General features: G+C 65.6%; 11 protein-coding genes. 6 read left to right on the top strand and 5 right to left on the bottom strand.

What is annotated here, in order from left to right; genetic code table 11:
* Positions 1-3: 3 nt before the first annotated feature.
* The 3 genes from BLV92_RS30890 to BLV92_RS32835 all read right to left on the bottom strand — a co-directional run bounded on the left by BLV92_RS30890 (position 4) and on the right by BLV92_RS32835 (position 5,509).
* Positions 4-2,328 carry a hydantoinase B/oxoprolinase family protein gene (locus BLV92_RS30890; RefSeq protein ID WP_090552986.1) on the bottom strand — a complete coding sequence of 775 codons (2,325 nt, stop codon included), beginning with the start codon at positions 2,326-2,328 and terminating at the stop codon, positions 4-6.
* On the bottom strand, positions 2,325-4,484 hold the full coding sequence (locus BLV92_RS30885) for a hydantoinase/oxoprolinase family protein (RefSeq protein WP_090552985.1): 2,160 nt from the start codon (positions 4,482-4,484) through the stop codon (positions 2,325-2,327). Before BLV92_RS30885 ends, BLV92_RS30890 begins: the two co-directional genes overlap by 4 nt.
* Positions 4,485-5,338: 854 nt before the next feature.
* On the bottom strand, positions 5,339-5,509 hold the full coding sequence (locus BLV92_RS32835) for a hypothetical protein (RefSeq protein WP_244284001.1): 171 nt from the start codon (positions 5,507-5,509) through the stop codon (positions 5,339-5,341).
* On the opposite strand from BLV92_RS32835, the gene BLV92_RS30880 reads away from it, so the two are divergent.
* The 3 genes from BLV92_RS30880 (at position 5,427) to BLV92_RS30870 (ending at position 8,780) form a co-directional block, all read left to right on the top strand.
* Complete coding sequence (locus tag BLV92_RS30880; protein WP_243842751.1) at positions 5,427-5,852, top strand: outer membrane lipoprotein; 426 nt, start codon at positions 5,427-5,429, stop codon at positions 5,850-5,852. The genes BLV92_RS32835 and BLV92_RS30880 overlap by 83 nt on opposite strands.
* A 326-nt stretch (positions 5,853-6,178) precedes the next feature.
* Entirely contained in the window at positions 6,179-6,544 is a 366-nt protein-coding gene (locus BLV92_RS30875) for an RcnB family protein (RefSeq protein ID WP_244283987.1), read from the top strand.
* A gap of 412 nt (positions 6,545-6,956) precedes the next feature.
* Complete coding sequence (locus tag BLV92_RS30870; RefSeq protein WP_090552980.1) at positions 6,957-8,780, top strand: SLC13 family permease; 1,824 nt, start codon at positions 6,957-6,959, stop codon at positions 8,778-8,780.
* 280 nt (positions 8,781-9,060) lie between these two features.
* Here BLV92_RS30870 and BLV92_RS30865 read toward each other — a convergent pair whose 3' ends face one another.
* On the bottom strand, positions 9,061-10,722 hold the full coding sequence (locus BLV92_RS30865; RefSeq protein WP_090552979.1) for an alpha/beta hydrolase: 1,662 nt from the start codon (positions 10,720-10,722) through the stop codon (positions 9,061-9,063).
* A 569-nt stretch (positions 10,723-11,291) separates the two neighbouring features.
* Here BLV92_RS30865 and BLV92_RS30860 point away from each other — a divergent pair.
* From BLV92_RS30860 to BLV92_RS30845, 3 genes are all read left to right on the top strand, one after another.
* Positions 11,292-11,777 (top strand): Hcp family type VI secretion system effector, encoded by a 486-nt coding sequence (locus BLV92_RS30860; protein ID WP_090552977.1) that lies wholly within the window; start codon positions 11,292-11,294, stop codon positions 11,775-11,777.
* A 9-nt stretch (positions 11,778-11,786) separates the two neighbouring features.
* Positions 11,787-12,305, top strand: coding sequence for a DUF2778 domain-containing protein (locus BLV92_RS30855; protein ID WP_090552975.1), 519 nt, complete (start codon positions 11,787-11,789; stop codon positions 12,303-12,305).
* 779 nt (positions 12,306-13,084) lie between these two features.
* Complete coding sequence (locus BLV92_RS30845) at positions 13,085-14,323, top strand: phospholipase A (RefSeq protein ID WP_244283986.1); 1,239 nt, start codon at positions 13,085-13,087, stop codon at positions 14,321-14,323.
* A 244-nt stretch (positions 14,324-14,567) separates the two neighbouring features.
* Here BLV92_RS30845 and BLV92_RS32290 read toward each other — a convergent pair whose 3' ends face one another.
* Positions 14,568-14,795 (bottom strand): hypothetical protein, encoded by a 228-nt coding sequence (locus BLV92_RS32290; protein ID WP_167627175.1) that lies wholly within the window; start codon positions 14,793-14,795, stop codon positions 14,568-14,570.
* Positions 14,796-14,800 lie beyond the last annotated feature (5 nt).

The following is a 14,800-nucleotide window of genomic DNA, read 5'->3' as shown; positions in this document are numbered from 1 at the left end:
CGCTTATTCTTCGACGAGCACGACGGTGTGCACGTCGGGCATCTTCGACAGATCCATCCGGTACTTCGACCCGTAGGTCGGCACGTCGAGTTCGTCCTCGGTCAGCGTCCACGAGTCGGGCAGTTCCCAGAACGTGCGGAACTGCTGCTCGAACTTCTTCGACAGGCTGAAGCTGGTCGCGAACATGTGCTGCACCTGCGTCGATGCGTGCTTGACCAGAATCCGCTCGCGTTCGCCGCGCATCCACTCGCGGACCGGCTGCGAACGCGCGAGCCGCTCGTTGCGGATGTCGATGCGCGCGAGCGCGGTCGCTTTCGCGTCGATCTTCCAGATGCCGTTCGCGTCCTTCGTCGCGACCGCGCCGTACACCTTGCGCGCGTACTCGGGCAGCAGCAGCGCGTTGTTCAGGTCGTACTCGATCGCTTCGGGCTCGCGGTCGAGCGGGTCGCCGAAACCGGGGCCGCCGCGCAGATAGTTCAGATACAGGTCGTAGTTGTCGTAGCAGTCCTCGGTCGTCATGCACTGCTGGTCGCGCTTCACGATCGCGCCGGCGTTCAGGTGATTCTCGTAGTCCGGCACGTCCGGGTTCGCGTCGCCGCCGAGCGGCAGGCTTTCGCCGAGCGCGATGCGTTCCTTCAGGCCGGTGCGGTGCGCCTCGAAGCGATAGCCGGCCGCGGGCGGGTAGCCGCCCATCAGCCCCCAGTCGCTGTTCATGTAGCCGTTGCCCATGAAGAACATCGTCCAGTCCTGCGCCTTCCAGACCATCCGCAGCGTCTCGAACCCGCAGCCGCCGCGATACTTGCCGTAGCCGCCGGAGTTCGACTTCACGTTGCGCCCGAGATAAAGCAGCGGTTCGGCCATCTCCCAGATCTCGATGTCGCCCATGTCGCCTTCGGGATTCCAGATCGCGGCCGCGTGGTTGAGGCCGTCCTTGATCGCGGACGCGCCGGTGCCGCACGACGACGCCTCGAAGCTGTTCACCGCGTGGATGTCGCCGTCCTGGTTGATGCCGCCGCCTTGCAGCCAGTTCGACGTGTTCGCGTTGCCCGCGTTGACTTCCTCCAGATAACCGCGGCTGAAGTACGCCTGCGACAGCCCGCGCCACAGCGCGCTCCAGCCGGACACAAGGAAGTGCCACGCATACGCGTGCCCGGTGCGGCGGTCGTCCGGATTCATCCACGCACCCTTCGGCAGATGGAACTCGGTGCCGAAATACGCGCCGTCGTTGATCCGCTGCGTCGGCACGAGCGTCTGCGTCATCATCACCCAGATGCCGCTCGTGAACGCGACCTGGTGCGCGTTGTACGAATGCCAGCCCCAGCGGCTCGCGCCTTCGAAGTCGAGCCGCCACGAGCCGTCCTTGCGGATCTCCATCTCGACGGGCGAGTGCATGATCGAGTCGAGCTTCGCGAACGCGGACGACGTCTGCACGTCCGGATGGTTGTACGGCACGTCGACGAACGCGACCTTGCGGTACTTGCCCGGCAGCGTCATCGCCTTGATGCGCGTCTGCAGGCCGCGGCGGCCTTCCTCGATCACCTCGTACGCGAACTTCTCGTACGCGTCGAGCCCTTCTTCCGCGATCACCTCTTCGATCAGCGAGCGGATCATGTGGCAGCCGGCGATGCGGGTGCGCTCGTCGAGAATCCAGTACTTCGGCGTGCGCACCGAACGCTGGCTTTCGTGCAGCCAGTCGCGCAGCGGCGTGTCGTTCACGCCGGTCTTGCGGCAGGTGATCATGTAGCCGTCGCCGAAGCGCTGCACCTGGCCGGTGGACATCGAGCCGGGCGTCACCGCGCCGGTGTCGATCACGTGCGTGACGCCGCCGACCCAGCCGACCAGCTTGTCGTTCACGAAGATCGGCACGATCGTCGCGATGTCGCACGGGTGCACGTTGCCGATCGAGCAGTCGTTGTTGGTGAACATGTCGCCGGGCTGGATGCCGGGGTTGAGTTCCCAGTTATTCTCGATCATGTACTTGATCGCCGCGCCCATCGTGCCGACGTGGATGATGATGCCGGTGGACGTCAGCACGCAGTCGCCCGCCGCGTTGTACAGCGTGAAGCACAGTTCGCCTTCCTGCTCGACGATCGGGCTCGCGGCGATCTTCTTCGCGGTCTCGCGCGCATGCACGAGGCCGCCGCGCAGCTTCGAGAACATCTTCTCGTAGCGGATCGGGTCGGACTCGCGCAGTTCGAGCCGTTCGAGGCCGTTGTAGTGACCGGTGTTCTCGGTGCGTTCGAGGATGCCGTCGCGGAACGCCTTCAGCGTCATCCCGTTCTTCAGCAGGTCGGCGAAACCGAGTTCGCGAGTGGAAATCATGTTCATTGCGCGTCTCCTTGCTTGACTTCTTTCAGATGGAACAGCCGGTGCTTGTCGAGCGTCGTCGCGAAGCCGTCCGGCACGACGAACGTGGTCGCGTCGGATTCGATGATCGCGGGGCCGGTGATCGCGTTGCCGGGCTTCAGCGCCTCCATGCGCCACAGCACCGCGTCGTGCCAGCGGCCGCCGCGATACAGGCGGCGCGTGCCGATGCGCGCGTTCTTCGGCGGCGTCGGGCCGTCCTCGGGATCGGCGGGCAGCACCGGCTTCTGCGTGACGACCATCCCGCGCATGATCGCGCCGGTCACCGAGAAGCCGAGTTCCGGCGAGCGCGCGGAACTCGCGTACACGCGGCCGTAGGTCTCCTCGAACGCGGCGACGATGCGGTCCCAGTCGTCGGACGTCGCGGCCGACGGGATCGGCGAGTCGATCTCCAGGTCGTTCAACTGGCCCATGTACTGCATCCGGTAGCCGGGGCGCAGGATCACGTCCTTTTCGTCGAAGCCGTTGATGCGGAATTCCTCGACGACCTTCGCCGCCAGTTCGGACCACGCGCGCTGGATCGTCTGCGCCGCCTGCACCTTGTCGTCGTCGGGCGCGGACTGCGGCAGCGCGAGGTCCACGCTCTTGTCGTAGCGGTATTCGAAGTCCGCGCATGCGCAGCCGAACGCGGAGAAACCGGCGGCCCACGCGGGAATGATCACGTCGCGGAAGCCGAGCCCCTCGGTGTAGCCGTACGTGTGGACCGGTCCCGCGCCGCCATACGAGAAGCAGACGAACTCGGTCGGGTTGTAGCCCTTCGCGCTGACGTTCGAGCGCAGGTATTCGCGCAGTTGCAGGTCGAGCAGTTCGATCACGCCGGCGGCCGCGTTCTCGACGGACAGCCCGAGCGGATCGGCGATCTGCGTCTTGATGTGCGCGCGCGCGCGTTCGACGTCGAGCTTGATCTGGCCGCCGAGGAAGTTGTCCGGGTTCAGATAACCGAGCACGACGTGGCAGTCAGATACCGACACCGTGTCGAGGCCGCTTTCGGGCCAGCAAGTGCCGACGCGATAACCGGCGCTGTCGGGGCCGAGCTTGATCGCGCCGCTGTACGGATCGAGCCGCACGAAGCTGCCCGCGCCCGCGCCGACCGAATCCATCGTGACGAGCGGCAGCGACAGCACGAGCCGCGCCATGTCCGGGTCCGAGGCGATCGCGAATTTGCCCTTCGTGATGAGCGCCATGTCGAACGACGTGCCGCCGATGTCCGAACACGCGATGTTGTCGTAACCGAGCGTCTCGCCGAGCAGCTTCGAGCCGATCACGCCGCCGATCGGTCCCGACACGATCGTGCGCGCCAGTTCCTTCGCTTTCCAGCTGATCGTGCCGCCGTGCGTCGCCATCACGCGCAGGTCGAACTTCGCGCCGTGCTTGCGGAAGCGGTCGCTGACCTTCTTCAGCGTCTGCCGCGACGGCTCGGCCGCATACGCTTCGAGCACCGTCGTGTTCATCCGGTGGCTTTCCTTGCGCTGCGGATAGTAGTCGACGGAGGCGAACACCGGCAGGTTCGCGCCGGATTGCTTCAGCTCGTCGAGCACGATGTCGCGCGCCTCGCGCTCGCTGGTCGCGTTCTTGTGCGACTGCAACAGGCAGATCACGATCGCCTTCGCGCCGGCCGCGACCAGTTCGCGGGTGGCCTGGCGCACTTCCGCCTCGCGCAGCGGAATCACGATTTCACCCTGCACGTCGGTGCGTTCGGTGACGCCGCGCGTGCGCGACAGCGGCACGAGCGGCTCGTCGTAGCGGTGCGTGTTCAGATGGATCCGTTCTTCGAGCGCATAACCGAGGTAGCTCTGGATCGCGCGGCCCATTGAGTGCACATGCTCGAAGCCCTTGTTGACGATGAGGCCGACGTCGAGCCCCTTGCGCTGCACGACGCGGTTCAGCATCGCGGTGCCCGAATACACGCAGGTGAGCAACTGCGGATAGACGGCATCGACGTCGCGCTGCCAGTGCGCGAGCGCGTCCTGCGACGAGTTGAAGATCGCGAGCGATTCGTCGTCGGGATTGCTCTGCGCCTTGCCGACGACGAAACGGCCGTCGGCGCGGACGAAGAAGGTGTCGGTCATCGTGCCGCCGGCATCGATGCCCATCACCTGGACTTCGGATTGCGTCTCCATGGATGTGTCTCCGTTGATTGAATGATGGTGCGCGTGCGACGCACTCGCGGAAACGGGCGGACGACCCGCTCGGCGATGCGTTGCGGACGGATCATTGCAATGGATATGCCAGTGGCGGCGGCGCAGGCCGGATGCGCCGTGCGGCGGTCATCGCGGAGCGGATGCGCGCAACGACAAACGTGCCGTCGAGAGCGAGACGACCGGATTCCGGACTGTTGCCGCGTACGGATACCGTCCGGACCGATCGGTGCGTTGGGGATCAGCGAGCCGTTGGACTTGAACGGGTCGCGCGGCTGTGTGGCGCAACGGCGTATCGATACGCCGTGTCGTCGTTGAAGAGGGGGATGTCGTTGCCCAGCGATCGAGCCGGCCGAGGCGGCCGGCTCGCGGTCCGGCTGTGCGTCGCCGCCTGTTGTGCGATGGCGGCGCCCGAGGTCATCACACTGACGAGGGCGAACAGCGAGGCGATCCGGTGAACAAGACGGTTTATGGTTATGGTCTACTGATCGAGGGGCGGAGACGCGCTCGTGACGCGGGCCGCTGTTTCGGGCCATGACTCTCTGGCTTGAGAGGCTCGATTCATTCTGTCGAATGCGTTGCGAAGCGAAGCCATTTTAGTGAGGTAGGTGTTTATTTCAAATGTCTTTCATCGCGCTTTGCAGGGTATACCGTCTATTTCGGGTAGTGGCGATGGCCGGCGAGCCTGTCACTCTGGCGCGCTGAGATCGCGTTTTCCGGTAACGTCCGATCAGTGACTTCGTTGCAGGCGCGCTGGCGGACTGGCACGTCGCGGTCCGCGTGAAGTCGGGTTGTGCGGACAACGATCGATGTTTGAAAACGAATGCGTTCGCTCTTCATGCGCCGTCGGCACGACGGTCAACCGGGAGAAAAGAGATGAAACGGATCGGCACGATGGTTTCGGTTTGCGTGGGCGTTTCGGCACTGCTTTCCGGATGCGCGTACAACAGCAGCTCGCCGGATGTGTTTCGCTCGGCGCAGGCGCAGCGCGAAAGCACGGTGCGCATGGCGACCGTCGAAAGCGTGCGGCCGGTTCAGATCAGCGCCAACGACGGTCAGCCGAGCGGCCTCGGCGCGGTCGGCGGCGGCGCGCTGGGCGCGTTGGCCGGCGCGTCGATCGGCGGCGGGCGCGGCTCGATCGCGACCGGCATCCTCGGCGGCATGGCAGGCGCGGTGGCGGGCAACGCGGTGGAAAACACCATGGCGATGCGCCAGGGTGTCGAGATCACCGTGCTGCTCGACAACGGTGAACTGCGCGCGATCACGCAGGCGTCGTCGGGCGACATCTTCAGGCCGGGGCAACGCGTGCGGCTGGTGTCGAGCGGCGGCATTACGCGCGTCACGCACTGACGGGGCGTGTCGGGCGCCTGGTCCGTGATGAAACCGCTTCGTTCGTTTGATAACCAAGGGTAAACCCCAGTAAAACGCTGCGGATTGTCTCGAAAACGGATCGTCGGTCGATACAATGCCCCCGATTTGAAGGCAAAGTGAAAGTACGCCGGCGCCCGATGGCCCGGATGCGCGATCCATGTGAATCGCGGGACTGCAACGCCTGGTTCTCCTTCCTGGTCATTCGCCATCCTGACGACCGGATGCCTCGCCGGTCTTCGGCAACGGTTCACGGACGCTTTTATCGTCGAACGCCATGACCGCGTCTCGCGGCGGACACATGAAGCTTGATCGTCGCGCAGGCCGTTATCCGATTCATTCGACCCGGGGCAAATTCCATGACCAGAAAGATCATCGCCGCCTTCGTCGCGCTCACGCTGCTTGGCGCATCCGCGTTCTCGTTCGCCGCGCCGCTTCACCCTGGACCTCAGCGCGCGATCGTCCACGAAGCGCGCGTGGACCGCATCGGCCGCGACTGGCCCACGGGCGAGCGAGTTTCAGCGGCGTTTCGCCATCACAACTTCGTCGTGGACAACTGGCGCGGACACAGTCTCGACGCACCGCCGCGCGGTTGTCAGTGGGTCGGCGTGAACGGCGACTACGTGCTCGCCGCGATCGGCACTGGCATCATCGCCAGCGTCATCGCGCGGTAGGTAGTCGTCACTGTGTAGCTGCGTCCGCGCGAAGTATCGCGGGCGCACGGCGGCGGTCCGGCATTCGCCGGATCGCCGCAATGGATGACGCCAGACGGGTCCCGTCGTTCTTTGCTCTTCACCCCCGTTCTCCACTCCATATCGTTCTTGCCGTTGCGTCGCCGGGCAATCCAGCCCGGATGCGCGCCGGCCCATTCCCTCGGAACATCGGCGATAGCCGCTCCCGCTTCCCACGCGTTCCCCGTTGCCGCTATCCTGTGCACGGGAATTCCGCAGCCGGTTTTCCGTTTCCCGCACGTCCGCCGTTCCCGCTTTTGTTTCCGTTTCGTCTGCCGGCAGGCGGCGTTCCGTGTCGTTCGCGACCGTCGCCGCCCATCGTCAACCGTCTGTTTCGAAAGCCGGAGCCGGCATCATGTCCGTCGAGTTGCTGTCCGTGCTGGTGCTGCTCGCGATCGCGATCGTGCTGTTCGTGATCGGCCGCCCGCGCGTCGATGCGATCGCGCTCGCGATGATCGTCGCGCTGCCGCTGACCGGCGTCATCACCGTGCCCGAGGCGCTCGCGGGATTCAGCGATCCGAACATCGTGCTGATCGCGGCGCTGTTCGTGCTCGGCGAGGGGCTCGTCCGGACCGGCGTCGCGCAGCGCGTCGGCGACTGGCTGATTTCGCGCGGCGGCGAAGGCGAACGGCGCATCGTCGTGCTGCTGATGAGCGTCGTCGCGTTGATGGGCTCGGTGATGAGTTCGACCGCGGTCGTCGCGATCTTCATTCCGATCGTGCTGCGCGTATCGCAGCAGACCGGCATCCCGAAGAGCCGCCTGCTGATGCCGACCAGCGTCGCGGCACTCGTCAGCGGAATGCTGACGCTGGTCGCGACGACGCCGAACCTGATCGTGAACAGCGAACTGGTGCGCGAGGGCGCGGCCGGCTTCCGGTTCTTCTCGTTCACGCCGATCGGCTTGCCGCTGCTCGCGCTCGCGATCGGCTACATGCTGCTGGTGCGCCGCGCGCCCGGCGATGCCGGCGGCGCGCCGACGCCGGCGCGTCCGACGCTGTACGACTGGATCGAGCGGTACCGTCTGCATGGCCGCGCGTTCCGGCTGCGCGTGGAGCCGTCGTCGCCGCTCGCGAACACGCCGCTCGGCGACGTGCAACTGGACGGCGCATCCGGCGCGCGCGTGATCGCGATCGAGCGGCGCGTGCGTTTCGGCGTCGCCGTGCTGAGTGCGCTGCCCGCGACCGAACTGCATGCGGGCGACGTGCTGCTGGTCGACGTGGCCGTCGCCGGCCTCGACCTCGAACCGCTGTGCGAACGCTGCGCGCTGACGTCGCTGCCGATGGGCGGCGCGTATTTCATCGAGCACGCGGGCGAAGTCGGGATGGCGGAGACGCTGGTGCCGCCGGACTCGGGACTGGTCGGCGCGGGCGTGCGCGGGTCCGCATTGCTCGCGGCGCATGGGCTGACCATCGTCGGTCTGCGGCGCGGACGCAACACGCACGATTACGGGCTGGAGAACGAGCGGCTGAAGGTCGGCGACACATTGCTGGTGGTTGGACCGTGGCGCGCGCTGCGCGCATTGCAGTCGGACGGCCCGGACCTGATTACGCTGGCGATGCCGGCCGAAGGCGAGTCGGTCGCGCCGTCGCCGCGGCGCGGGCCGTATGCGGTAGGGTCGATGCTCGTCGTGGTCGTGCTGATGCTGTTCGGCGTGGTGCCGAACGTGCAGGCCGCGTTCGCCGGCTGCCTGCTGATGGGGCTGTTCCGCTGCATCGACCTCGACAGCGCGTATCGCTCGATTCACTGGCGCAGCCTCGTGCTGATCGTCGGGATGCTGCCGTTTTCGCTCGCGCTGCAACGCACCGGCGGCGTGGACATGGCCGCGCAGGCGCTGCTCGACGTGGTCGGCGGCGCTGGCGTGCGCGCGGTGCTCGCGTGCGTGTTCGCGATGACGGCGGTGATCGGCCTCGTGATCTCGAACACCGCGACGGCCGTGCTGATGGCGCCGGTCGCGATTGCGCTCGCGCATCATCTGCATGCGTCGCCGTATCCGTTCGCGATGATCGTCGCGCTGGCGTCGTCGGCGGCGTTCATGACGCCGATCTCGTCGCCGGTCAACACGCTGGTCAGCACCGCCGGCAACTACAGCTTCGGCGACTTCGTGCGGATCGGCACGCCGCTCGCGCTCGGCGTGATGGCGCTCAGCGTGCTGATCGTGCCGTGGCTGCTGCCCGCGTAACGATCGGCGATGAGCGGATGTTGCCGCTTACGGCGTCGTCGCGTCGCCGTCGCCGCCGCGCGGGAACGGCGCGGTTTCGTCGGACGGCGGTGACGGTCGGGATGCCGGGTGCGCCACGCGCTGCCGCCGGCGGGGCGGTAAGCGACGCGCGGTTGCCGCCGCTGCGCGAGAGCGGGTCGATCCCGTCGGACGGTGGCGGTCCGCTTCCGGCTCGTCGTGATGCCGGGCGTGCCGAGGGCTGCTGCCGGCGGTTCGACAAGCGACGCGCGGCTGCCCCCGTTCAAGGCGTCATCGCATCGCCGTTGCCGCCGCGCGAAAACGGATCGATCTCGTCGAACGGCACGGCGGCGGGCGCTTCGCGCGGAAGAGGCGGTATCACGGGAACGTCGCCGGCTTCTGGCGCGATGCCTGCGATTCCACGCGGCGCGCCGCGATCGATCCAGCCGTCGAGCCGTTCGAGCAGATACGGAAAAAACGGATTCGAACCGATCCGGAACAGCGAATCGAGGCTCACGTTCAGCACGCCGCGTTCCGCGCGCACCACCAGCGCGCCGAGTTCGACGCCGAACTTGGGCTGTCCGTCCGGCGTCGGCGCGGGCGCGAAGCCGTACAGCGGATCGTCGGGCGGGAACGGCACCGCGACGTGCGACAGCGACACGACGTCCGGCGGATACGCGAGCGCGAGCGGCCGCTCGCGCGCGATGGCCTGCCCCGGCTCGACGACCCGCTCGGACACCCGCGCGTCGCCGGCCGAATTGGCGATCACCGTGAAGCGATAGCGCAGCGGCAGCGCGGGCATCATGCGCGCGAGGGCGGTGAGCGCCGCCGGGTTCACGAGCACGCCGGGTTTCGCGTTCCGGTTCACGTCGAACAGCACCAGTTCGCTGCCGTTCGCGGGCAGCCACGCGTACAGCGCCTGCAGGATCGCCGGGGTGCTGACGGTGGAATCGGCGACCGACTGGAACGTCAGCACCGGCGGCAGCGCCGCGAGCCGGCCGTCGCGGCTCAGCGCCGCGATCTGCGTCTGCAGCGAGGCGGTCAGCCGGTGCGACTGCCGTGCGCCGTTCACCGGGAACGAGTTGTACTTGAACGGATTGAACTCCGGCACGATGCCGAGCCATGCCGCTTTCGCGAACGCCGGCAGCAGCGCCGGCAGTTCCGCGAGGCCGGCGAAGCGCGCGTAACGCGTGATGCCGACCATCGGCGACAGCAGGATCAACTGACGCGGCTTCGCGAGCCGGCCGTTCTCGATCGCGTCCATCGCGTACTTCAGCGCGAGCGCGCTGCCGTTCGAATAACCGACGATGTCGAGCGGCCGGTCCGGGCCAGCGAGCCGGCGCGCTTCGCGGACCGCGAGCCGCGTCGCGGCCATCCACGTTTCCCAGTCGATCCGCGTGAGCGCGGCCGGCACCGTGCCGTGTCCGGGCAGCCGGATGCCGACCGCGACGAAACCGTGCTCGACGTAACGCTGCGCGACGTGACGCAGGCTGTACGGCGAATCGGTCAGCCCGTGCAGCAGCACCACCGCGCCGACCGGCGGGCCGGCCGGGCGCAGGATGTACGAGCGGTTCCAGTCGTGATCGAAGCGGCCCGGATAAAGCGGACTGCCCGGGAAATAGCGGTTCGACGGAATGCGCGCCTCGGCGGGCAGGCGGTCGGTGACGTTGCGGCGCACGTCGGCGAACAGCGCGTTTTCGTGCTGCACGTACGCCTGCCAGTCGGCGCGGTCGATCTCCGCCGCGCTCAGTTCCGACGGCACGTACTTGTGCCACAACTGCAACGGCGGTCCATTGCGCGTGTCGTACGCGCGAAACGCGAGCAGCAGCACCGCGACCACCAGCAGCGCGACGACGATCCAGCGTACCAGCGTCGCGACGCGCCGCAGCAGCGGCTTGCGGGGGCGGCGAGGCAGGGCGGCGGTGGGGGGCGGGTCGTCGGTCATGGCGCGGTCGGCCGGTGGGCGGTTCGCGGGTGTCGGTCGCCATCGCACTGTCGCATATCCGGCGATGCGGTGGAGCGGGAGCGGACGCGGGCGTTGTCATTGGCGTTGACGGCGGATTTCGTGCGTGCATACGAAGGCCATCCCTGCGGTGCAACTGGCAACACACTGGATCGAGCCGGCGATTGCCAGGAAAGCCGGGGCAGCGCAAACCCGATGAGCTTTTTCACGGCCGCCCTCCATGCAAAAGCCGCATTTGACACGCCGACGGCGGGTCGCTTCGTATTGCGCCAGCCCGTTATGCGGAAAGTTGCCCGTGCAATGTGAGCTGTGTCGAAACGGAAACGGGCGACTGTGAACGAACAATAGCGTTCGACACAGGACAAAACCGCTTGACACAAAACAATAGAGTTTGACACGAGAAGCGCGTCCCGGAAGCGATGGGTATCGGCAGATAGCAGTCAGGCAGTTATTTATTCCAGATCATGGAGTTGCACTGCTGTCTTCGTTCATTGTTTCGGGCTCCGGCACCGACCGGAACCCCGTTCAATCAACCGAAGGACAAAATCAGCATGCCGATTCCCGCGTATATGTGGCTTAAAGATGATGGCGGCGCAGATATCAAAGGCTCGTCAACCGTGCAAGGCCGCGAAGGCAGCATAGAAATTATCAGTTTTGGACACGGCGTAAACCTGCCGGTTGATGCTGCGAACGGCAAGATAACTGGCGCGCGAACTCACTCGGTCGCCGCGTTCGAAAAGGAGTTTGATGCTGCGACGCCTTATCTTTATAAGGCCGTAGCAAAAGGCCAAACGTTGCAGTCCGCCGAAATCAAGTGGTATCGCATCAACGATGCGGGGAAAGAGGAAGTGTATTTCGTGATGCTAATGGAGGGCGTGAAAGTCTGCGGCGTCAACCCCGGCATGTCCAACACGAAACTGTCGCAAGCGTCCACGCTCAATCATGTCGAATCGGTCTCCATGATGTACGACCGCATCACATGGCACTATCTCGACGGCAATATCAAATTCACGGACTCGTGGAACGAACGCGGGTAAGGGGGAGTGATGACTTATCAGGGTAAATTTCTGGTCAATAACGAACCTTTCTCACCACTGACGATTTTTGGGGTAGGTACGTTTATGGCCTACTCCGGCAATAATCAATACCTCAATCGGGGTGGCTGCACGATGGTGCCCGATAACGGCCCGATCCCTGCCGGTAGGTATTGGATAGTGGATCGCCCCACAGGGGGGACGCGCTCACAGGCTTATGCGTGGGCTAAAGACACGCTGAATTCGGTCGTGGGCCATGCGACTCATCACGCAGAATGGTTCGCGCTGTATCGGGATGATGGCGCGATTGACGACACGACTTGGGTAAATGGCGTCCAGCGCGGGCATTTCCGGCTACATCCGGCAGGCGGGAGCGGGATTTCGCTAGGCTGTATCACCCTGCCGAGCCGCGTTGATTTCCTGAGAATCCGCAACGCATTCCTGCACACGACGACTATCCCGGCCCGCAACTCAGGGCTTCAAGCATACGGAACAATCGAGGTCATCACGTATGGCAACACTTGTCCGTAGGGTGTTCAAGGTCGTTCTGTTCTGCGGCCTGTTCCGTCTTCTTTTGCCGTATGTCCATCCCTACCCTGTGGAGTGGACAGAAAGCCAGTCTCTCGCATGGTTGCACGCCGCTAACCGGTTAGGCATCCGTGACCCCGATGATCTATTTTTTTGGGTTACGGTCGTGATGAACCTGGTCGCAACTACGCTTGCCTATGTGGCGATCGTGAAGTTATGGCGGTACTGTCGGCGCTAACTAGAGCATATGAAAGGAGACCAGGTCGGCGTGATGCGTGTGAAGTGCCATCGGTCTTTAGCCCGCATCGTGCCGTACTTGTGTCCAACTATTTTGTCGCAAAATGCCCGCTTCCATGGAGCAAGTCGGGAATTGTGTCGAACTCTATTTCAATGGATCGCGATCACGCCTATCGCCAAGCCTTTGATTCCTCAAGGCTCGCCGTGTCAAGCTCTATTATTCGTTCACAGCGGCGAATCCCCGCGCCGGGACCGCGCCGGTCCACCGGCAACTGCATGACCTGAAGTCACGCACTGCGTAACACATGGACATCGCAAGCGATGCGGCACGCAGCCGACATCGTTCGCGGAATAAAGGCATGCTGGCGGCTACGTTCGCGCATGCCCGGCTTCCACCGACGCAACAGCGGGGAGGCGCGACGCGCTCCGGAGCGGTTCGTTGTTCAATGAGGCATTCCATGCGGAATCGATCTTTTGTTCAAACGAATGAGCACGCTGCGTGTGCCGTCGGCGGCCGTCGACGGCACGGTTTCGCGAGGCCGGCGGTGCTCGTCGCGGCGGCGCTCGGCTGCCTGCATGCGGGGTTCGCGGCAGCCGCCGTGTCGGTGCTCCGGCCGCCGCGCGAGGCGACGACGCTGTCGCCGCTCCAGGTCACGCTCGTCTACAGCGGCGACCAGCCGACGCCGTCCGGCGTCGAGGTCCCCGAGCATCTGGACGTCACGCTGACGAACGGCGACGTGCCGCCGAGGCGCGTGACGCTGACCCGCGAAGCCGGCGCGCCCGCCCGCGTCGAACTCGCGAGCGGCGAACTGAAGGCGGTCCGCTTCTCCGCGCCGTGGCCGGACTGGGCGCGCGGCGCGGTACGGGTGGACGTGCCGGGCATGGACGTGTCGCCGGTCGTCGTGCTGCTCACGCGCAAGCCCGCGCCGGAGGCCGGCGCGATGTCCGCCGGGGCGTCGGCGGGCTTGCCGCCGCCAGCCACGCCGGGCGACATAACGCCGACGCCGGCCGGCGAGACCGCCGCCACCGCCGCGGCGGCGACGCCGGTGCCCGACGTGAACCGCTTCCTCGGCGGCCGGCTGTCCACGTTCGAGCCGATCTACTTCGCGGACGGTTCGAACGGCGAGAACATCGCGCGCTTCCAGTTCAGCTTCAAGTTCCGGCTCGTGATTCCGGACGATCCGCGTTCGCGCGGCTTCGTGGACAACCTGTACTTCGCGTACACGCAGACGTCGCTGTGGGACATCCGCAAGACGTCGGGTCCGTTCCGCGACACGAGCTACATGCCGCAACTGATCTACTCGATTCCGGACACCGGCTGGAAGAGCCCGCTGTTCTCGCAGATGGGGTTGATGGCGGGTTTCGGCCACGAGTCGAACGGGCGCGACGGTCCCGAATCGCGCAGCGTCGATATCCTGTTCGTGCGGCCGACCTGGGAGTTCGGCGACGTGCAGTCCGCCCATCTGACGGTGTCGCCGAAGATTTACTACTATGTCGTGAAGGCCGACGAGAACCACGACATCGCCGACTATCGCGGTTATGTCGATCTGCTGGTGAAGTACGGCAGCCCCGATGGCGCGCAACTCGCGGCGACGCTGCGCAAGGGCGCGCGAGCCGGCTACGGCAGCATCGACACGCAGTTCACGTATCCGCTCGCGAAGCTGTTCCGCAACGCATGGGGCGGTTATCTCTGGATCGGTTATTTCAACGGTTACGGCGAGGACATCCTCGACTACAACAAGCGCCGGTGGATCGCCCGGATCGGCTTCAGCATCGCGCGTTAGCGCAGCGGTGCGTCGATGAAGGCGAGTCCGCCGGACGGTGCGTTTCAGAAGAGCGGCGGCGGTTATCCGGAACTGCGGTGGATGGCATCACGGGTCCAGTCGGAACGGTCGCTGTTCGCGTCGGCCGCGATGCCTGCCGGGTCGAGCGTCGAGCGTCGATATCGGGATTCTTTCGCGGCCGCGCAGGCTCGCGCAGACGAAAGTGGGCTTCGCTCGCTGCTCCGGCTTTCCTTCCGCTTTCGGATCACGGATGGGCGGTTGCTTCTGCAACATCCGGTACCCGGTGCCGATCTCGATGCATCAGGCCGTGTTTTTCAAGCTCGTCACCGCTGTCGTGAAGATGGCCCGGGCCGGATATCAGCGTCCGCGGATCGTGTTCGCGTGCCGCGCGCAGCCGCCGTGCGAGGACGACGCTCGGCCAGGCCGGCATCGCAGTCATCGCGACCGCAGGCGCGGCTCGAAAGCCGTCCATCCGAA

The sequence above is a fragment of the Paraburkholderia caballeronis genome (assembly GCF_900104845.1).
In the GTDB taxonomy this organism is placed as follows: Bacteria; Pseudomonadota; Gammaproteobacteria; order Burkholderiales; family Burkholderiaceae; genus Paraburkholderia; species Paraburkholderia caballeronis.
The sequence above is the reverse complement of the archived record's forward strand: the minus strand, read 5'-3'. Positions and strand labels throughout refer to the sequence as shown.

What these genes read in the sequence shown, in the direction of transcription:
- BLV92_RS30860 (WP_090552977.1), top strand. Translation starts at nt 11,292, where the DNA reads ATGCCGATTCCCGCGTATATGTGGCTTAAAGATGATGGCGGCGCAGAT.
- BLV92_RS30865 (WP_090552979.1), bottom strand. Translation starts at nt 10,722, where the DNA reads ATGACCGACGACCCGCCCCCCACCGCCGCCCTGCCTCGCCGCCCCCGC.
- BLV92_RS32290 (WP_167627175.1), bottom strand. Translation starts at nt 14,795, where the DNA reads ATGGACGGCTTTCGAGCCGCGCCTGCGGTCGCGATGACTGCGATGCCG.
- BLV92_RS30890 (WP_090552986.1), bottom strand. Translation starts at nt 2,328, where the DNA reads ATGAACATGATTTCCACTCGCGAACTCGGTTTCGCCGACCTGCTGAAG.
- BLV92_RS30885 (WP_090552985.1), bottom strand. Translation starts at nt 4,484, where the DNA reads ATGGAGACGCAATCCGAAGTCCAGGTGATGGGCATCGATGCCGGCGGC.
- BLV92_RS30870 (WP_090552980.1), top strand. Translation starts at nt 6,957, where the DNA reads ATGTCCGTCGAGTTGCTGTCCGTGCTGGTGCTGCTCGCGATCGCGATC.
- BLV92_RS30855 (WP_090552975.1), top strand. Translation starts at nt 11,787, where the DNA reads ATGACTTATCAGGGTAAATTTCTGGTCAATAACGAACCTTTCTCACCA.
- BLV92_RS32835 (WP_244284001.1), bottom strand. Translation starts at nt 5,509, where the DNA reads ATGCGCACCGTGCTTTCGCGCTGCGCCTGCGCCGAGCGAAACACATCC.